The sequence below is a fragment of the Brachybacterium sp. AG952 genome, assembly GCF_004362645.1.
Taxonomy (GTDB): Bacteria; Actinomycetota; Actinomycetes; order Actinomycetales; family Dermabacteraceae; genus Brachybacterium; species Brachybacterium conglomeratum.
In genome coordinates this window covers 168518-187106 of the sequence record NZ_SNXV01000001.1, presented here as the reverse complement: position 1 = coordinate 187106, position 18589 = coordinate 168518, and the positions used below count along the sequence as shown (strand labels likewise).

Below are 18589 nucleotides of genomic sequence, written 5' to 3'. Positions count from 1 at the left end.
GGTGGCCCCGGGGCGGGCCGCCACGGCTCGCCCCCGGGGACGGCGGGTCCCGGTCGCCGCGGCGACCGGGACCCGCTCAGGGCAGGAGGCTCAGTTCCAGCCCTCGAACTCCACGGCCTCGTAGTCCTCGCGGTTGTCGTCGAGGGTCTCCTGGAGGGTGGCCGCGAGCGCGTCGAGCACCTTCTTCGGATCGGCGCCGTCGCCGTAGACCTGCGCCTGCGCGGCGCCGATCTCGGTGACGGAGCCCTGATCCCAGTTGGTGTAGTCCGCGGTGCGGGCGTTCTCGAGCTGGGCGAGCGCGACGCCGTAGTTCGGGTTCTCCGCGACGAGGTCCTTGACCGCCTGGGTGTCGGCCGCGGCCTTCACGATCGGGACGTAGCCGGTGCCTGCGTGCCACTCGGCGGACTTCTCCGGCTGGGCGAGGAAGCGGAACAGCTCCGCGCAGGCGTCCTGGCGGTCCTGGGAGTCGCTGCGCACGATCGAGAGGCCGGAGCCGCCGGTCGGGACCTGCTTCTCCTGGCCCTCCTTGGAGAGCATGAACGCGGTGCCCACCTCGAAGACGCCCTCGGTGGCGGCGGTGGTGCCGGTCAGCCCGGCGGTCGAGCCGCGCATCCCGGCGGTGATGCCGGAGGCGAAGTCGGTGCCCGCGGCCTGCGCCATGTAGCCGAACTTGTCCTCGTGGATGAACTTGCGCTGCCACTCCAGCCACTCCACGCCCGCGTCCTCGTTGATCGTGACCGCGAAGTCCTCGTTCGCGTTCGCCCCGCCGAATCCCCAGATGTCGGCCTGCGCGTGCCAGGCGTCGTCCGCGCCCACGGCGAGCGCGGCCAGCGGACGTCCCTCGACCTCGATCTTCGCCAGCTCGGGCGCGAACTCGGCGAGGTCCTCCCAGGTCTCGGGGCCCTCCTCGGGCAGGCCCGCCTCGATGTAGCGGGTCTTGTTGTAGTAGAAGAGCGGGGTGGAGCGGGCGAAGGGCACCACGAAGGTCTCGCCGGCGGCCTTGCCCTCGGCGACGTAGTTGTCGATGTAGACGTCGAGGCTCCACTCGTCGTCGAAATAGCTGTCCAGCGGTGCGAGCGCGTCGGAGTTGTAGAACTGGAGCCACTGCATCTCGGGGAAGCAGACGATGTCCGGGACCGTGCGGGCCTGAAGGGCTGCGGTGAACTTCTGGTTGAGGTCGGCATAGCCGCCGACGGACTCGGCGATCGCGACGATCTCGTCCTGGGACTCGTTGAAGGCCGCGAACTGCTTGGCGAGGACCTCGTAGTTCACCCCGGTGAAGGGCGCCCAGAACAGGATCGGGGTGCGGCCCTCGTACTCGGAGGGGACGGTGAGGTCGGCCTGCGAGAAGCCGTCACGGACGGAGCCGTCGGCGCTGCCGCCGCCCCCGCCGTTCGGGGCGCCGCAGGCGGCGAGGCCGGCGGCGCCGGCACCCAGGCCGAGAGCCGCCATCATGGTGCGGCGGGAGAGGTTCAGGGGGCTGCGGGACATGTGCATCGCTCCTTGGAGACGGGCCGGACCGGAGGGCTCCGGTGCGGTCGGGCGGGGTCGTCGGGTCGTGCGGGACCGGGGCCGAGCGCTCGTGCGCCCGGTCCGGCGGGTTCGGGGGGCGCTCGGGCCCGGGACGGTCGGGACGGAGCGGAGCTCGTCCCGTCGGCCTCACTTCATGGCGCCGGCGGCGAGGCCGCCGATGATGCGCTTCTGGGCGAGGAAGAAGAGGATCAGCATCGGCAGGGAGACGAACACGGCGCCGGCCATGATCACGCCCCAGTTGCTGTAGCCCTCCTGGCTGCGCAGGAACAGCAGCCCGATGGGGAGGGTGCGCATGTCCTCGGTCGAGGTGACGATCAGCGGCCACACGTACTCGTTCCACTTCCCGACCATGACGATCAGGGTGGCGGTGAGGATCATGGGGCTCGACAGCGGCACCACGATGGTGAGCATGCGGCGGATGTGGCCGGCGCCGTCGATCTCCGCGGCCTGCAGGATGTCCTTGTCGATCGTGCGCATGTACTGGTAGATCAGGAACATCGCGAAGGCGCTGGCGATGCCGGGCAGGATGATCCCGGCGTAGGTGTTCAGCCAGCCGAGGTTCGCCACGGTGATGTAGTTGACGATCAGCGTCACGTGGCCCGGCAGCATCAGCGAGGCGACGATCAGGCCGAACACGACCTTCTTGAACCGGAACTCGACGAACACGAAGGCGTAGGCGCACAGGATCGCGAGCACGATCTCGAGCACGGTGCCGACGCCGGTGGTGATGATCGAGTTCAGGAAGAAACGATCGAACGCGGCGGCCTCCCAGGCGCCGACGAAGTTCGAGAACGTCAGCTCGGTGGGGATCCACTGCAGGGGCCAGGTGTAGATGTCCTGGTGCGGCTTCAGTGCCGAGGAGAACAGCCAGTACAGCGGCACCAGGAACACCGCGATCGTGGCGAGGACGCCGAGGACCAGCAGCGCGGTCGCCCAGGCCGGGCGGCGGGGGCCGCGGCGGCGCCCGGTGTTGCGGGGCACGGAGGTGCCCTCGGGGGCGGCCGTCCCGTCGGGGAGCTGGGCGGAGGGGGCGGAGCTCAGGGTGCTCATGAGTCGTAGTTCACCTTCTTCTCGCCGTAGCGGACCTGCACGTAGGTGATGACCAGGAGGATCGCGAGCAGCACGGTCGCGGCGGCCGAGGCGCTGCCGATGTCGAACTTCTGGAAGGCCTGCTCGTAGACCATCCAGCTCAGCGTGCTGGAGGAGGTCCCGGGGCCGCCGCCCGTCATGATCGAGATGATGTCGAAGGCCTGCGCGGCGGAGATGATGCCCGTGATCGAGAGGAAGAACGTGATCGGGCTCAGCAGCGGCAGGGTCAGGTGGCGGAAGAGCTTCCAGCCGTGCGCGCCGTCGAGGGCCGCGGCCTCGTAGAGGTCCTTCGGCAGGTCGAGGATCGCCGTGTAGCAGATGACCGTGACGAAGCCGAGGCGCTGCCAGGTGTAGGCGATGGTGATCGACCACAGCGACCAGTCCGAGGTCGTGGTCCAGGCCGGGGAGTCCGCACCGAACAGCGAGAACGCCCAGCGGGAGAGGCCGTAGTTCGGGTCGAACATGAACAGCCACAGGATGCCGACGGCGGCGCCGGGCAGCATGTGCGGCGCGAACGCCATGGTCTGCGCGAAGCCCGTGAACGGGACCTTCGTGGCCAGCAGGCTGCCCAGCAGCAGGCCGAGCACGAGGGAGCCGACCACGCTGACCCCGGTGAAGATCAGCGTGTTCATCAGGACCTGGCCGAAGCTCGCCGAGGTGAACAGATCGACGTAGTTCGCCGCGCCCACCCACTCGGGGACCGGCTCGACGAAGTCCCACTCGAAGAAGCTCAGCCCGATGTTGTACAGCGCCGGGTAGTACGAGAAGACGATGATCGCGAGGAAGTTCGGGGCGATCAGCGCGAGGAAGAGCAGCGCGTCGCGACGGGCGCGGCGGCGACGCTGGGGAGAGCGCCGACGCGCGGGCCGCTGCGCGGCGGGGGTCGCGCCGGCCGGCGCGGACTCGACGGTCGACTCGCTCGGCGGCGCACCGGCAGCGGCGGGGGCCGTGCGGTCCGGGCCGTGGGTGCGGACGGGGGTAGTCATGGGAGCGCTCCCAGCTTCCTGGTCGGGACAGCTCCGAGGGGCTGTCGGGGGACGACGGGCTGCGCGACGGACGCGCCCTGCCCGGGGGCGGGCGGCCGTCGGCGGACCGGAGGGTCCGCCTCGCCCGCTGCGCAGGATCGGGATCCGGGAGCGGGCACATCGAGGACCCGGGCGGCCGCGGGGCGGGCGCCGGCGTTCTCGACGAGGCCACCGTAGAAAGCCGCGGGACGATCCGCCAAGGAGCCGTCGAGCTCGGTGAACCGACCGTGAACAGCGCCTGACCTCGCAGGTGGGAGCGCTCCCATGACCTTCCGGGCCGGTCTCCGAGCACCCCTGGGCACCGTCGGTCCGCCGCACGTCCACCGGAAGTTCACCGTCCCGGTGCCGACTGTTCGTCGTCGGCCCGGACGCGCTCCGGACCCCCTCCCCCGGTCTTCACCTGCAGGTCACCTGGGCGGTCCGCGGCGCCTTTCCGGCCGGGCTATCCTGCCCCGGACCAGCCGCCGACGCGACGCGCACCAGAGCGCTCGTGCAGCACCCCGAGGCATCCGGGACGGGAGGAGCCGCCATGCCGCGCCAGCCCACCATGGAGGACGTCGCCCGTGCGGCCGGGGTCTCGCGCTCCACGGTCTCGCGGGTCTTCCAGAACGACGGGGAGCGGGTCTCCCCCGACACCCTCATCGCCGTGCACGAGGCCGCCACACGCCTGGGCTACGTGCACAACCTCGTCGCCAGCGGGCTCGCCATGCGCCACGGCCGTCAGCTCGGCCTGCTGATCCGCGACGGCACGAACCCCGCCTACGGGCATCTGCTCTCCGAGACGAACCGGGCGGTCGAGCGGGCGGGGCGCACCCTCATCTCCGTGACCGCCTCCCGCCACGACTACGGCACCGCCGAGGTGGCCGGGCTGCGGCGCCTGCTCGGCCAGCGTGTCGCCGGGGTGTTCGTCGGCACCGGCGTGACCGCCGCCGAGGACCTCGTGGAGACCGTGACGTCGGTGCCGCTGATGATCGTCGGCCGCCCCAACGAGCATCCCCGCATCGAGTCCATCAGCTACGACGAGCGCGCCCACGGCCGCGCCGTCGCCGACGAGATCTCCGCGCACGGGCACCGACGCGTCGTCGTGCTCACCGCGCCGCTGCTCTACTCGCGCGTGTTCGACCTGCGGATCCGCAGCCTCGTCGAGCGGTGCGCGGAGCTCGGCATCTCCATCCTCCCCGTCGACCTGCTGCCGGTGGAGCAGGGCGTGGTGCGCGCCCTGGACACCACGAAGGAGGAGGGCGCGAGCTGCATCGTCTGCCCCGTGGACTACGTCGCGCTCGATCTGCTGCGGGCCGCCGCCGCACGCGGCGTGCGCATCCCCGAGGACGTCAGCACGCTCGGCTTCGACGGACTCGGCGACGGCCTGGACCTGGTGGGGCTCGCGACGGTGCGCCTGCCCGTCGAGGAGGTGGCCGCCCGGGCGGTCGAGCGGATGGAGGAGCTGCTCGTCGACGCGCAGGAGGACCCCGAGGGCCCGCTCGCCGCCGCCCCGCAGCCGGCACAGCACACGCTCGTCGAGGGGGAGCTCGTGCCCGGGCGCACGCTCGGGCCCGTGCCCGCTCACCTGCGGAGCTGAGCCGCGCTCGGCCGCGCGGGGTCAGGCAAGCCTGCCCGGAGCACATCACTGCAGGTCAGGGAAGGCTCACAGGGGTGACAACGACCGGTCGGAGGACTACCGTCGTCCCCATGAAGATGAGCAACGATCTCGAGAAGAAGTTCCAGGACCAGATCACCCTGGAGTTCGCCGCTTCGATCACCTACCGCCAGCTCGCCATCGAGGCCGATGAGCAGGACCTCCCCGGCATCGCCGCGTGGCTGCGCCACCAGGCCGACGAGGAGATCGTCCACGCCAACAAGTTCATCCAGCACGTCTCGGACCGCGGGAACCACGCCGCGATCGGCACGATCGTCGAGCCCGGAGTCAAGCCCGGCCTCTCGGTGCTGGAGATCTTCGAGGCCGCCCTCGCCCACGAGGAGAAGGTCTCGGAGTCGATCCGCGAGCTCTACCGCAGCGCGGACAAGGAGGGCGACTACGATGCCCGCCCGCTGCTGAACTGGTTCGTCGACGAGCAGCTCGAGGAGGAGGCCACCGTCTCCGAGATCATCGGCCGCGTGAAGCTGATCGGCGAGGACGGCTCCGGCCTGCTGCGCCTGGACGCCGAGCTGGGCTCCCGTCCCACCGAGTCCACCGAGGCCGACGAGGACTGAGCCTCCGCCAGGGGGCACCCTCCCGGCCGGCCCTGCACAAAGGGGACGCGAGCGGCATGCCGCGCAGATATTCTGCGCAGCGTGCTGCTCGCGTCCCCTTTCTGTCGGCGAGGGGGCTCTTTCGCATCGGTGCGGAGACCGGCGGGTCCGACTCCGGGGGTGTTCCGGGACGGTGCGCGCCGTGGAAGACTGACGCCCGGGCCGCGAGGACGCCGCCCGCCGCCGACCAGGGAGCCACGCCATGCCGCAGCCGCAGAACTCGCCCTACGTCGCCTTCCCCGGCAACGGCCAGGAGGTCCTCACCCACTGGCAGGAGCTGTTCGGCGGCGAGCTGGAGATGATGACCTACGACGAGATCCCGGATCTCTCGGGCTTCCCCTTCACCCCGCCCCGCGGCGCGGTCGCCCACGGCACGCTCACCGGCGGCCTCTTCACCGTCTCGGGCGGCGACGCGATCGGCGGGCCCGGTGACGAGTTGCCGCCGCTGGGCTCGGACGTCTACTCCTTCCTCATCGGGCTCGAGGACGTGGCGTCGGCGAAGGACCTCTTCGCGCGGATCGCCGAGGGCGGCGGGAAGGTCGCGATGCCCTTCGAGCTCGCTCCCTGGGGCGACCACTACGGCCAGGTCGTCGACCGCCTCGGCGTGATGTTCGCGCTGGTCGTGGGCGGGAGCTCGACGCAGAGCTGACCGCAGGTCGTCGCCGACAGCTCGATGCGGAGCCGAGTGCGCGTCGCGCCCGCACGGCGGTCGCGGCGCACCGCGGGCGCGCCGAACACGACGCGTGTCGGCACCTCGCGGTGCCGCCTCAGCGCGCGCAGGAGCCATTCGCCGTCGCCACGGCCCTCGTGCGCGAGGAGCCGGTCGTGCCAAGCAGACGCGTCGGCCAGCACGAGGGGCTTCTCGGGGTGCTCGCGGTCATGGCGGCACCCTTCCCTCACCGCTGATCCCGTTTTCAACTAGTTGATAGGGTGCGGTCATGCGTGCCTTCGGATTCCTCAGCTTCGGCCACTACGGCGGCAATCCCGCCCGGGGCGGGATTACCGCCCGCCAGATGCTCCACGACGCGATCGACATCTCCGTCGGCGCCGACGAACTCGGCGTGAACGGCGCCTACTTCCGCGTCCACCACTACGCCCGCCAGTCCGCCGCACCGATGCCGCTGCTGTCCGCGGTCGCCGCGCGCACGCAGCGGGTCGAGGTGGGCACGGGCGTGATCGACATGCGTTATCCCAACATTCACCCGTAACATTGGATTCATGACGAGTCGCGTAGCCGCGTACATGCGGATCTCCCAGGACCGCACGGGCGACGGATGGGCCATCGACACCCAGCGCCGCAAGATCAGCGACCTGGCCAAGCTGAGGGGCTGGCGGGTCGTCGCCGAGTACGAAGACTCCTCCGTCTCGGCCTCCAAGCCACGTGGTGCAGGCACGGACTGGGCGAGGATGCTCAAGGGCGCCGACGCCGGGCGGTTCGACATCGTGGTCGCCGTCGACATCGACCGGCTCCTGCGCAGCACCAAGGATCTGAACACGCTGATCGACCATGGGCTGCAGGTCGTCACGGTCGACGGCGAGATCGACCTCTCCTCGGCCGACGGCGAATTCAGGGGGACGATGCTGGCGGCCATCGCCCGCTTCGAGGCCCGGCGCAAGGCGGAGCGGACGATCCGCTCGAACGAGCGCCGTCGCGCTGAGGGGATGCCGGTGCTCTCGGGCTGGACGCCGTTCGGCTACACGAAGGACGGGGCGCAGATCCCGGAGCAGGCTGAGGCCATCCAACGGGCGTTCTCCGACTTCACCGCGAGCAGGCCCAAGTCGATCCGCGGCATCGCCGAGGATCTGAACGCGAAAGGGTTCGTCACCTCGAGAGGCAGGCCGTGGTCGACCTACGCGGCCCGGTACCTGCTGAACAACTCGCTGTACGCGGGGTTCATCAGGTACAACGCCACGGGTGAGCTGTTCCCGGTCGCCGAGGGTGATCAGTGGCAGCCGATCGTCCCCGAGGCACTGTGGCGCCGCTCAGCGGCCAAGCTGCGCGACAACAAGGCGAAGGTCGATCGTCGCGGCAATCAGCCGCGCTACCTGCTCTCAGGGGTCGCACGGTGCGGTCGGTGCGGGGCGGCGATGGTCGCCGGCCAGAACGAGCACCGGGTGCCGAACTACAGGTGCGGGCAGAACTTCCATGTGAGCCGGCAGCGCGAGCCGGTGGACGCGATGGTCGCCGCCACGGTGCAGACGATGCTGGCGAGCCGGGAGGTCACGGACATGCTCGAGCCCGAAGGGGGTTCAGAGCAGATGGACCGTCAGGCGATGCTGTCCCGGAGTGGCGAGCTGCGTGCCCGCCTCGATGACCTCGCACCGATGCTGACGGACACGACGGTCTCGATGGACATGATCCGCTCGTCCATGAAGGAGCTCGAGGTCGAGATCACCGCCATCGACGAGCAGCTGGCTGAGCCGAGCCCCTCGGAGGCCCGCAGGCTTGCTGAGCGCGCTGCCGGGGTCGAGGACGACCAGGCCCGCCGCGAGCTGGTCGAGAGGCTCTGGGAGGCGCTGAGCGTCGAGGAGCAGCGGATCATCGTCACCGAGCTGGTCGAGGTGACGATCAAGCCGATCCAGCGCGGCCATGTGCGGTTCGATCCGTCGCTGATCGTCATCGAGCGCCGTCGGGCGTGAGTGGGTCGCCAGTGGGCAGCCGGTGGTCTCTCCGTGGCCTCTGAGAGGCCAGGCGGCCTCGTGGTCGGTCACGGGTCATCAGGTGGCCGCTCGATGGTCTTCTGGTGGTCTCTCAGTGGCCTGTGGGTGACCAGGCGTGCAGGAGGTCTCCCAGCGGACCTCAAGTGGTCTCTCAGTGGCCAGTAGGTGGTCACTGGTGGGCGACCAATGGGCGCGGTGTTTTACCTGGTCACAGGTGGTCACGGCTGGTAGAGTAGGGGTACCGAGTAACAAGCTCGGTGCACCCGAGCGGTGGCACCCCGAGAGGTGTCACGGAAATGGACTCCCGGAGCGGTGCCACAGATGTGGACTTCCGCCCGCTCGATCAGATGAAGATCCACCTTCACGGGTAGGGCAGTCAGCGCCCCGCGACTCGTGATGCAGGCCGGCTGACTAGGGCGGACCGCCGAAACAGGTTCTAGCGGGACTCAGGCCGGTAGGCCCCCAGCGAACTCGACACGGTGCTCGTTCCTCACAGAGAGGAGCGGGCCATCATGCCTGCTTTCACCCAGAGTCCCCCGATCATCTCGATCCCCGAGGCTGCTGCCCGGGGTTATGCCAGTGAGGCCACGCTGCGCCGGCACATCCGCGCGGGTCGCCTCCCGGCCATCCGTATCGGTCATCGCATCAAGCTGCGCGTGGCTGACCTCGACGCTCACGTCGACGCTGCTGGCGTCAGCCCGGTCGACAGCGCCATCAGCGTGATCGCTGATCACGTCGATGACCTCGACGAGGCCCATCGTGCCCGTCTGAGCGCCCTGCTGGGCGGTGATGCTGCATGAGCGTCGCCACGATCGACAGGGCCGCCCAGAGGCGGCTGGACGACATCAAGGCCGCCGAGGCGGCCGGGCGTGAGGTCGGTGCCCGTCTGGCGCAGACCCCGCTGAGCGTGGAGCAGCGCGCCGTCGTGGTGCGCGTGCTGGGAGGTGGTCGGTGATGGATGCCTCCACCCCCATGTGCCCCCGCGACACGGAGAAGCCTGATCGAGACGAGAGTCCCTCGCGCGCGCGAGGAAAAGTTCTGGCAGAAAATGGCAAAACGGCAAAGGACACCATCGCTGACGAGTCCGGTGGGACCGTCGGTACCACAGCTGACCAGGGAGAACAGCCCTCTGAGCGCGCGGGGGCTTCCTTGGGTGCCCCCGCTGCCGTTTCGGAAACGGCAAAGGTTTCAGTCGATTCGGCAGAGGACGTCGTCCGGCCGTCGGCCGCCGGCTCCGACGAGGCGCTGGACGCCTCTCTGCCGGCCGAGGACGACACCGAGGCCCAGGAGGTGCTCGAGGGCGAGATCGTCGCTCCTGAGGCTGCTCAGGGCCTGCCGGACGACGATGTCGATTACTCGCAGCTCGATGTCCCTGGCGCAGATCGCTCCGATAACGTGGAGCCGGTCGTCATCGAGTCAACACCGGAGGAGGTCGTCGAGGCGGTCGCGTTCTTCGATCGCGCCAAGGGCGAGGAGACGCAGGAGCAGAAGAAGCGGGCGTCGGGCACCTCCCGCGTCTTCTCGGTGATGCAGTACCGCGCTCACCCTAAGACCGGTGAGGTCATGCTTACGCAGGAGCAGATCGACGAGGGCCTCGAGAAGCTGCACGGGCGGCTGCACAAGTGGGCGTATGTCTGGCATGACGCCGATCGTCTCGTCGAGGTCGATGAGGGTACCGGGGAGACCGTGTGCGTCGGGCTCAAGGGCGCACACGTCCATATGGTCCTGTGGGTCACTGACAGCGCCCGGTCGACGATCCGCACCGTCTCCGATGCCCTCAAGGTCCCGTCGGCCCGCGTGAAGACGCCTCGTGAGGCGGTCGGTGACGGCGAGGGCCACAGCGGCCGTGGCGCGGCCGAGAAGAGCTTCTTCGACCTCTGCGAGTACCTGCCCCATGAGTCGCGTCGGGCCGATGCGATCGCTGGTGTCTACCAGACGGAGCGGTCGTATCTCGTCGACAAGCACCAGGACGGCAAGCCCGGGAAGTATCAGTACGGCCGGGGTCGGGTCATGGCCAACTTCGCCTTCGGTCAGGAGCTCGACGCGCACATGGCCACTCGTCGCAGCGCTGCCGAGGGCACGAGGAGCCTCGGTGCTCGTAAGCGCAAACTGCGCCGTCTCGTCGGTGACGGGACGATGACCCTGGAGGAGGCGAAGGCTGCCGACGTGGATGCTTTCTGGGACGACCTGCCTCGGCTGCAGGCAGTCCACCACGAGTACCAGGTCCAGCGGAGCGATTCTGCGGCGGCTGGGCTCGGCAAAGAGTGGAGCAAGTCGACCGCGCTCATCCTCGGCGAAAAGGGAGCTGGCAAGGGGGTGCTGGTCGACGAGACACAACGGCAGTACCAGCGCCTCGCTGCACTGGGCGGCATGGTCTGCAGCTACGTGCAGCCGCCTGGTCGTAATGCGCTTGAGGCAGTCGGTGGCGCCGAGATCGTTCATCACGATGACGCCCGCTACGAGATGGTCCCCGGCTACGACGAGGGTCTGCGGTACCTCGATAATCACCGGGCGACGGAGCCGTACCAGCGCCACACGCGCAGTCGTCAGGTGGTGGCTCCGCGAGTGATCATGATGTCGAGCACGGAGACTGCGACGTCGCTCGGGCTCACGATGAAGGCGCGCCGGTCCAGCGACGTGCTGGCGCTCAATGAGCGCGATAGCGCGCGGCGCTACGCGCCGGTGGACATCGACGAGTACCTGCGCCGGATCGGCTGGGTCGTCGAGGTGTCCATCCCGGACGACGTGGAGCTGACCGGAGACGGTCGACGCGACTATCCGGTGATCCGCGAGCAGATGCTCGTAAGCGTCCAGCGGCCTCGGATGGGTGGTGACCGTCGCGTGGAGCCGGTGACGAGTCGCAGTGGTGAGCAGCTGGGGCGGATTACGACGACTCACGAGATGGAGCCGGTCGCGGTCGTGAGGGGCGTCGAGTCCGCGGCGCGGTTCCTCGCCGTCTCGATGCTGCTCGAGGGCAGCCCCGATGTCGTAGCCCGCATCCCCGAGACCGAGATCGCCTCGTACCTGGCTCAGAAGGCGGCGGTCGAGGCAGCCGCGGCAGAGGAGCAGGAGCGGGCGCGCAGGGCCACTGAGGAGGCTGCCGAACGCGAGCGCGAGGAGCGCGCCGAACACGAGCGTCAGGCGAGGATGCGCCGCCTCGAGGAGGAGCGCGAACGGGATCTGTGTACGTGTGGCGCGGATGTACGCAACTGGGCGACGCCTCACGCCGACGCCTGCGCGGCGCTCTCGGACGCCGAGCGCGAGAAGCGCCGTGAGACCGCACGGAAGACGCTCGACGAGAAGGCGCAGCGTCTGCGGGCCAACGGCTTCCTGCTGAAGTGACGGCCGCCCTACTTCTCGACCAGCGGGGTGGGGCGGCCGACGGCCTTCGGGTGCCTGGCGCACACCGGGGCGACGAGGTCTGGCAGGGGCACGCCGAGCGCGTGTGCGATGCCATGCAGCGTCGAGATCCTGGCGGCGACGCGCCCGGCCTCGATCTCGATGATCGTCTTGCGGTGGACGCCCGTGGCCTCAGCGAGGCGGTCGATGGACCAGCCTCGCTCCTTGCGCTGGTGGGCGACCTCGACGCCGAGGGCGCGGAGGTCAGGAGTGGGAGCAGGCATACCCTCCAGCCTGCGTCCGGCGCTTATTTTGCACAGTCACCTAAACGCGCCTATTCGAGGTAATGTGGGTCGTGACAAATCGTCCCTGGCCGGCACGGTGGGTGTCCGGCTCCCCACCCTCATCGAGGAGATGACCATGCGCACGACCGCTTCCCGTACGACCACCCGTCGAGCTGCTCTGGGAGGTGTCGTGGCCGCCGCCCTGCTGCTGACGAGCGCCTGCGGCTCCGACAGCGACGAGGCGGCTCCTCCGGCCCCTGAGGGGCAGTCGGAGCAGACCGCGTCGTCCTCCGTCTCCGACAGCGGCGGCGACGCCGAGGAGGGGGCTGAGACGTACACGGGAGGCGAGGCGATCAGCCCGGTGCGGTTCACCGCGACCTCGCCCGACGGCGAGCAGGTCGAGGTCCAGCTGCTCGGCATGGCCGACATCAAGGCCAAGGGCATGACCGACACGGCGTGGCTCCCGCAGACTCGTTACGACGAGGCTCAGGAGTGGCTCGACAAGATCGTGGGCGGCGAGCAGCTCACCCTCATCGAGGACCCCGCGTCGCCGGAGGACACGACCGAGGACGGTGCCTTGCTGCGCTACGTCGACTCGACCGGAACGAGTGCTCAGAGCATCTCCGGCAGTGACAGCGACGACGTTGCGATGGGGCTCATCAACCTCTACGCAGGCGTCGCCGACAACGACGAGAAGTGGGCCGGCCTCGAGCGCTACGACGAGTACGTCGAGGCGTCGCTGACGGCCGAGGAGCGCAACGGCGGTCTGCTGGGCGAGAACGAACTTGTCGCGGTCAACGAGGACGGCAGCGGGTACGAGTACAGCAAGTGAGCATCCTCGAGGGCAGCCCCGCATCAGCATCGGTGCGGGGCTGTTTTTGTGTGCTAAGCAGGGCCTTCCCTGGCTATAACGAGGTCGGCTCCATACACTGGAAGGCACGACGAGAGAACCCGAGACATGAGGGATGGTGGACATCATGGCGATGACGAGTGCACAGCGCAGGGCGGCTCAGCTGGCGCAGCTGCAGGCCGAGCAGGAGCAGTACGACAAGGCGGTGATCGAGGCTCAGGAGCACGCTGCGTTCGCACGCTGCAAGGCGGTCGAGGAGCTGTACGAGCTGCTCGAAGTGAAGAAGACCCGCAACGACAAGGATGAGACCAAGCGGGCGGAGAAGCTCGTCGAAGCCGTCGGCAAGCTCGTCGATCTGGTGGCACAGCAGGACAGCACGGAGAGCACCGAGCAGGCTCCTGCCCGTGTCGCCTCGGTGCCCGACGTCGAGCGCTCGGAGGCGTATGCCTGAGGCACGTGCGAAGGCCGAGACGGCCCCGATACCAACAGGTATCGGGGCCGTTGTCTGTCTTGGCAGGGTGGGGCCCCAGCGCAGGCCGAAGGCCGTAGCTGGGGCGGGGCGCAGCCCCGTTCCCGAGCGCAGCGAGGGCGAGCAGTCCGTACGGGCTATGACGCGCCAGCGTTATAGTCCCGTACGGATAAACTGCTCGCCGTTCTGTTATAGCAGCGATCATGGGGTATGATGGCAGGGTGCTATAGCAGAACCGAGCGGACGGGTGATGGCGATGACGACCAACGATGGGGCGCAGCCGAAGAAGCGGCGTCGGCGTCGGAGCACGTACCCGAATCGGTTCGAGGTGAAGCTCACGGACAAGCAGCTCGAGATGGTGACCGAGGCCCAGGAGGTCTCCCTCAGGGCGACGGGCCGCAAGGTCTCCCTTTCGGACATCGTGCGCAACGCGGTGGAAGACGGGTGCGCGAAACTCTCCGCTGCAGCGCGAGGTGACAACGCGACGAGCCCCGTGGCTGGCGGTGCAGTCAGCGACGAGGTGCTCGCCCGGTTCACCGACGAGATCGAGGAGACGCGCACTCAGGTGCGTCGCATCGGGCACAACGTCAACGCGATGACGAAGGTCGCACACACCACGGGTGAGGTGCCGGCGGATCTCCGCGAGGTGCGTGCGCAGCTGGACGCTCTGCAGGAGCGTCTGAGCGGCATCGAGGACGCGGTCAGGCTGTCTGGTGATGACGATGGCTGAGCGGGTCGCGGCCGTGGTGATGGCGAGCCCGACGCGCAATGTGTCGCGGCTCAATCGCTACGTCCGGCAGCAGAAGGAAGGGCAGACGGACGACCGCTTCGTCGCGGCGTCCGGCATCAACGGGTGCAGCACGCGCTACGCCGATCAGCAGATGCGGGACAACCGCAAGCGCTGGGCTAAGGACGGCCAGCGGGTCGTCACCGACAAGGACGGCAAGCAGATCTTCGAGGGCGAGTATGTGCACGCCTACCACGTCATCCAGAGCTTCGCCCGTGACGGCGAGGGCGCACTGAACCCTGAGGACACGGACGACTGGGAGAAGGCGCACGACCTCGGCCGGGAGCTGGCCAAGCGGGTGGCCGGTGAGTCTCGCTACGCGACGGTCCACACGCAGATCGACGGCAAGACCGGCTGCATCCACAACCACCTCGTGATCGACTCGATCGACCGGCAGACCGGACGCTCGTTCGACTCCTCGCACGTCAAGCATGCCGAGCTGGTGAAGACCCATGACGGCATGCTGCGGGAGCTTGGGTACGAGCAGGTCAACGAGTACCCGGAGCCCGGTGTCACCAAGACAGCCGTGAAGCTCGAGAAGTCAGAGCTGCGCGGTCTGCAGAAGCACAAGGTGTGGGAGGCCGACGGGCGCGAAGGTGCGGAGCCGTTCTCCGTGGCGGTGCTCAAGGACCGCATCAGCGCGACGCTCGAGCAGGACGACTTCACTGACTTCGAGTCCTTTGCTCGGGCGGCGCGGGCCAACGGTGTGGACGCCGAGGAACGCGGCAAGGGTGTCAGCTATGCGATGCTCCGTCTTGGTCCCGACGGGGCGGACTACATGCCCATCGCGACGTCGGACAAGCGCCGGGCCTCGAAGCTCGGACGTGACTTCGAGAAGACCGCGATCGAGGCTGCGATCGAGCGCAACATCGAGGCCGAGAAGCAGCGCGCCAAGGCCCCCAAGGTGCCCGAGCGCGAGTTGCCGGTCGACCCGGTCGCGTCCCGGCTGGACGCAATCATGGCCGACGCGCCGGCGCATGAGGCTGCGCTCGATGACGTCATGCTGTCGGAGCCGGAGCCTCCCGCGGCGCAGGGGGCTCAGGTCGAGGACGAGGACCTCGAGGTCGCACCACGCCGTCGGCGCCGGGCGACGACCGACGAGGACCGTGACCGCGACGAGACGGCCCCGACCGTCTCGGAGCCCGCGCAGGCCCCGCAGACGGCTCAGGAGCCCGTTGTGGCACCTCCTGCCGCCCATGAGGCTGCTGAGCCGTCCGAGGCCCGTCAGGAGCCGCGGGCGTACACCCGGCCGCGTGAACCGGAGCAGCCGAAGAAGGTCGAGGCGGAGAAGCCGGCTCCGAAGAAGGCGTTCGAGTTCGACGGGCTCTTCGGGGTCAACAGGACGGGGCTCGAGATGATCGCGCTGCAGAGCGCTCGGAATCCTCAGAAGCTCGACATCCAGCTGCGTGCAGGGACTGCTGATGCCGCGGGTCACCAGGTGCTCAGCCTGGGCAAGACGGCTCAGCACCCGAGCCGATTCCGGACCTACGCCGAGCACAAGCTCGCTCAGATCGAGCGGGCGGCTGGTAGCAACCGGGCTGAGGTCGAGGGTGGGCATGTGCTCGGCTTCCGCGCCGACGTGAAGTACAACGACCAGCACAAGCTCTGGCTGCCGGAGCGCTTCGAGAAGTCGCAGCTCGAGCCAGTCACGCCGGACACCATGCGCCAGCAGGTCGAGGCCCAGCGCGATGCCCGCATGCGGGGCCTGGTGTCCCGGTCGCGCCAGAAGAAGCTCGACATGAACGCGCAGAGGCACCAGATGCCCGAGATCTCCCGTGACCACGACCGTGGCTACGGGCTGGGCGGCTAGGAGAGGGGGTGATGGACATGGCACTGGGACCGATCGAGATCGCCGACATGCGCGATCGCGCCCGTCAGGTTCTGCACGAGGCCGATGATGCCGAGGCCGAGGCAGGTGCGTACTTGATCCGGTCGGGCGGCGGTGGGACCTTCCGCCAGTTCTACGACGAGCGGATGGAGCGGGTCGACAAGCTGCGGGCGTTGGGCAAGCAGCTCGAGGACGAGGCGCTTCGTCATGAGGCCGAGGCGCGCAGGATCAGGAACAGCAAGAAGAGGAGTTGATCATCATGGCCACCAGCCAGACCATCGACAGGGACAAGACCAAGCAGATCCGCACGATGCTCGCCGAGGGCACCGAGGAGCAGGTCAAGCAGCGCTACGGCGAGGACGTGACCGCGACCGAGGAGTACCAGCGGGCGCAGGAGGAGCTGCGGGCTGCCCGTGCTCGCCAGGCCCAGATGCGCCGTGAGGCAGTCGAGCAGGCCGAGCGCGAGGCGGCTGAGCGTGAGCGCCGGGAGCAGGCACGGGCAGCTCAGGCCGAGCAGGCCGGCTCGGACCGGGGCTCTGCGGAGGACCGGGACCAGGCCGAGGAGCGGGACGCCGCTCAGCAGGGCCAGGACGCCTCTGAGCGCGACGACGAGCCCTCCCAGGACCGTGAGGACGCCGAGCGCGAGAAGCGCCGTCAGGCGGCGCGTGAGCGCTTCAAGGCGACCAGGCCCCCGGGGCAGGGCCGGGATGCCGACCGCGGCAGGGACCTCTGAGGGCCACGAAGAAACCCCCGTCACCACATCGGTGACGGGGGTTTCTGCATGTCGGCTCAGGCGGCCTTGTCGGGCCAGAGCCACACGCCGGGCAGCTGAACAAGATGCCCCTTCCTGCCGCCGATGATCAGGCGGGCGGTGCCGACCTCGGTCGGCAGCAGGCTGGTGGGCGTCGTGCGCTGTACGCGCTCGGTCGAGATCGACCTGCGGTTGTTGTGGTCGATGGACTCACGCTGCACGTCTTCCTCGCCGTCCTGCCAGGCGGCAGCCTCGAGCAGGTCGCGCTCGGGAGCGCCAGGGAGCACGAGCACGGCGGGGAAGACCTCACGGAGCACCTCAGCGCCGTCAGCACCCCACCGGAGCTTCATCTGGTTGGTCGACTGGACGGCGGCGACGACGGCGACACCGAGGCCGCGCGCCTCGGTGATGTAGGTGGCCAGCTTCGGCAGCGGGGCCGTGTTGACCAGCTCGTCGATCGCCAGCAGGACACGGTCGAGGCCGCGGTCGATGCCGCGACGCCAGTGCCGGATGATCGTCTCGATGGCCGCGGCGGCCGCGCCGGCCGCGACGCCGTCGGCCGGGGCGATGATCGCCAGGGTCGGCTCGCCCGGCCCCTCGAGCATGCTGGGCTTGAACGGCACTGCTCGCCTGTCACCGCGCACGGTGGACAGGAGCCAAGGGGCCAGGCCGGCCTTCATGGTCGCGGTGACCGAGTCCCGCATCTTCGGATCCTGGGCCTTCAGAGCCCGCAGCGCCTCGGCGTGGAAGCTGGTCTGCTCGACAAGGGAGTACGCCTCCGCCAAGGAGGGCACCGAGCCGGGCTCGGAGTCTTCGGGCGGCTCCAGGGTCCGCAGGGCCTTCACAGTCCAGCCGATGCCCTCGCCGGATGCCTTGCCGGCTTCGAGCAGTGCAGCCAGGGAGTCCGAGGCGAGCGTCTGCCAGAAGGCGTCGTTCCCGCCTCCGCCGCCAGCCTGGTCGGAGGCACCCAGGGCACCGACCTTCATGAGCGTGTCCGCCATGGCGATGGCATCGTCGCTGTTCTCGATGAGCGCGGTCGGATCAGCGGTCACCCGCGTGTACGACCGGCCCTTGAGCCACGAGATGTCGTCGTGCAGCTCGCCTGCCAGGTCGAGGACGTACAGCGGCCCGCGGTTGGCGACGCCCTTCTTGACGAGCCATCCCAGGAAGTCGGTCTTGGAGGAGACGATGACGCGCGGTCCCCTCCACAGGATCGCTGCCGGTGCGAGGACACCGGTGGTCTTCATCGTGCCGGTGGGGCCGCTGACGAGCAGGTGCGGCCCGGTCCTCACCTGCTCGTTCTTGCCGATCACGCCGCCGTAGGGCGTCTGCTGGCTGTGGTCGGTGCTGGTCTTCTTAGCCATCGTCATCATCCTTCTTGTCGGTCCATCGGTGACTGCGTGCCTCACGGGCACCGTCCGAGAGCCGCTGCTTGCTGGCCTCCCTCTCCGCGTCGACGACCTTCTTCAGCTCGTCGGGTGTGAGGGTCGTGTAGGCGTGCATGGCCAGGGCTCTGAAGAACAGGCCGGCCCCGATCTTGTGCTCACGTGCCGCTGCCCGCATCGTCGCCAGCTCGTCCTCGCTGAGGGGGACGTACTGCTTCGCGCTCATAGCCATGTGCTCTCTCCTTGTCGATGTGCTTCTGGTTCCCCACTAGGGTACCCATCTGCCCAGCCGACCTCAGCTGTTGCGGTTTCTCTGGTTCCCCAGTAGGGTACCAGAC

General features: G+C 69.1%; 19 protein-coding genes and 1 pseudogene. 14 read left to right on the top strand and 6 right to left on the bottom strand.

Translation table 11 applies throughout. The features are described from left to right. Positions 1–90: 90 nt before the first annotated feature. The 3 genes from DEU31_RS00900 to DEU31_RS00890 all read right to left on the bottom strand — a co-directional run bounded on the left by DEU31_RS00900 (position 91) and on the right by DEU31_RS00890 (position 3608). Entirely contained in the window at positions 91–1491 is a 1401-nt protein-coding gene (locus tag DEU31_RS00900) for an ABC transporter substrate-binding protein (RefSeq protein ID WP_010552133.1), read from the bottom strand. A gap of 168 nt (positions 1492–1659) precedes the next feature. Next, positions 1660–2583, bottom strand: coding sequence for a carbohydrate ABC transporter permease (locus DEU31_RS00895; protein WP_010552132.1), 924 nt, complete (start codon positions 2581–2583; stop codon positions 1660–1662). Continuing rightward, a complete protein-coding gene (locus DEU31_RS00890) occupies positions 2580–3608 on the bottom strand; it encodes a sugar ABC transporter permease (RefSeq protein WP_133675107.1) in 1029 nt (342 codons plus the stop codon). The genes DEU31_RS00895 and DEU31_RS00890 overlap by 4 nt, the downstream gene beginning before the upstream one ends. 568 nt (positions 3609–4176) lie before the next feature. Between DEU31_RS00890 and DEU31_RS00885 the strand changes: the two genes are divergently transcribed. The 8 genes and pseudogenes from DEU31_RS00885 to DEU31_RS00855 all read left to right on the top strand — a co-directional run bounded on the left by DEU31_RS00885 (position 4177) and on the right by DEU31_RS00855 (position 11900). Then, positions 4177–5226, top strand: a complete 1050-nt coding sequence (locus DEU31_RS00885) for a LacI family DNA-binding transcriptional regulator (protein WP_133675105.1) — start codon at positions 4177–4179, stop codon at positions 5224–5226. A gap of 110 nt (positions 5227–5336) precedes the next feature. Then, positions 5337–5858 carry a ferritin gene (locus DEU31_RS00880; protein WP_010552129.1) on the top strand — a complete coding sequence of 174 codons (522 nt, stop codon included), beginning with the start codon at positions 5337–5339 and terminating at the stop codon, positions 5856–5858. Between the two features lie 241 nt (positions 5859–6099). Then, on the top strand, positions 6100–6546 hold the full coding sequence (locus tag DEU31_RS00875) for a glyoxalase/bleomycin resistance/extradiol dioxygenase family protein (RefSeq protein WP_133675103.1): 447 nt from the start codon (positions 6100–6102) through the stop codon (positions 6544–6546). Positions 6547–6835: 289 nt separating this feature from the next. Continuing rightward, positions 6836–7087 (top strand): annotated as a pseudogene (locus DEU31_RS00870) (LLM class flavin-dependent oxidoreductase); the annotation flags it as partial. Between the two features lie 28 nt (positions 7088–7115). After that, positions 7116–8537: a recombinase family protein gene (locus DEU31_RS00865; protein WP_133675098.1), complete on the top strand. Its 1422-nt coding sequence runs from the start codon at positions 7116–7118 to the stop codon at positions 8535–8537. A gap of 533 nt (positions 8538–9070) precedes the next feature. Next, entirely contained in the window at positions 9071–9358 is a 288-nt protein-coding gene (locus DEU31_RS00860) for a helix-turn-helix domain-containing protein (RefSeq protein WP_133675096.1), read from the top strand. Then, positions 9355–9513 (top strand): hypothetical protein, encoded by a 159-nt coding sequence (locus DEU31_RS16660; protein WP_166649338.1) that lies wholly within the window; start codon positions 9355–9357, stop codon positions 9511–9513. The genes DEU31_RS00860 and DEU31_RS16660 overlap by 4 nt, the downstream gene beginning before the upstream one ends. Continuing rightward, positions 9513–11900, top strand: coding sequence for an RNA helicase (locus DEU31_RS00855; protein ID WP_133675094.1), 2388 nt, complete (start codon positions 9513–9515; stop codon positions 11898–11900). The genes DEU31_RS16660 and DEU31_RS00855 overlap by 1 nt, the downstream gene beginning before the upstream one ends. An 8-nt stretch (positions 11901–11908) precedes the next feature. On the opposite strand, the gene DEU31_RS00850 is transcribed toward DEU31_RS00855, so the two are convergent. Beyond that, positions 11909–12181 (bottom strand): helix-turn-helix transcriptional regulator, encoded by a 273-nt coding sequence (locus DEU31_RS00850; RefSeq protein ID WP_069600038.1) that lies wholly within the window; start codon positions 12179–12181, stop codon positions 11909–11911. A 136-nt stretch (positions 12182–12317) separates the two neighbouring features. On the opposite strand from DEU31_RS00850, the gene DEU31_RS00845 reads away from it, so the two are divergent. The 6 genes from DEU31_RS00845 (at position 12318) to DEU31_RS00820 (ending at position 16848) form a co-directional block, all read left to right on the top strand. Then, complete coding sequence (locus DEU31_RS00845) at positions 12318–13013, top strand: hypothetical protein (protein WP_133675092.1); 696 nt, start codon at positions 12318–12320, stop codon at positions 13011–13013. A 133-nt stretch (positions 13014–13146) separates the two neighbouring features. Further along, positions 13147–13482, top strand: coding sequence for a hypothetical protein (locus DEU31_RS00840; RefSeq protein WP_133675090.1), 336 nt, complete (start codon positions 13147–13149; stop codon positions 13480–13482). Between the two features lie 268 nt (positions 13483–13750). Further along, positions 13751–14230 (top strand): plasmid mobilization relaxosome protein MobC, encoded by a 480-nt coding sequence (mobC, locus tag DEU31_RS00835; RefSeq protein WP_133675088.1) that lies wholly within the window; start codon positions 13751–13753, stop codon positions 14228–14230. Next, on the top strand, positions 14217–16097 hold the full coding sequence (locus DEU31_RS00830; RefSeq protein WP_133675086.1) for a relaxase/mobilization nuclease domain-containing protein: 1881 nt from the start codon (positions 14217–14219) through the stop codon (positions 16095–16097). The genes mobC and DEU31_RS00830 overlap by 14 nt, the downstream gene beginning before the upstream one ends. Before the next feature lie 11 nt (positions 16098–16108). Further along, positions 16109–16369: a hypothetical protein gene (locus DEU31_RS00825; protein ID WP_133675084.1), complete on the top strand. Its 261-nt coding sequence runs from the start codon at positions 16109–16111 to the stop codon at positions 16367–16369. A 5-nt stretch (positions 16370–16374) separates the two neighbouring features. Then, a complete protein-coding gene (locus tag DEU31_RS00820; RefSeq protein WP_133675082.1) occupies positions 16375–16848 on the top strand; it encodes a hypothetical protein in 474 nt (157 codons plus the stop codon). A 56-nt stretch (positions 16849–16904) separates the two neighbouring features. On the opposite strand, the gene DEU31_RS00815 is transcribed toward DEU31_RS00820, so the two are convergent. Both DEU31_RS00815 and DEU31_RS00810 read right to left on the bottom strand, forming a co-directional pair. Further along, positions 16905–18230, bottom strand: coding sequence for a type IV secretory system conjugative DNA transfer family protein (locus tag DEU31_RS00815; RefSeq protein WP_166649337.1), 1326 nt, complete (start codon positions 18228–18230; stop codon positions 16905–16907). Beyond that, positions 18223–18483, bottom strand: a complete 261-nt coding sequence (locus tag DEU31_RS00810) for a hypothetical protein (protein WP_133675079.1) — start codon at positions 18481–18483, stop codon at positions 18223–18225. Before DEU31_RS00810 ends, DEU31_RS00815 begins: the two co-directional genes overlap by 8 nt. Between the last annotated feature and the right edge of the window lie 106 nt (positions 18484–18589).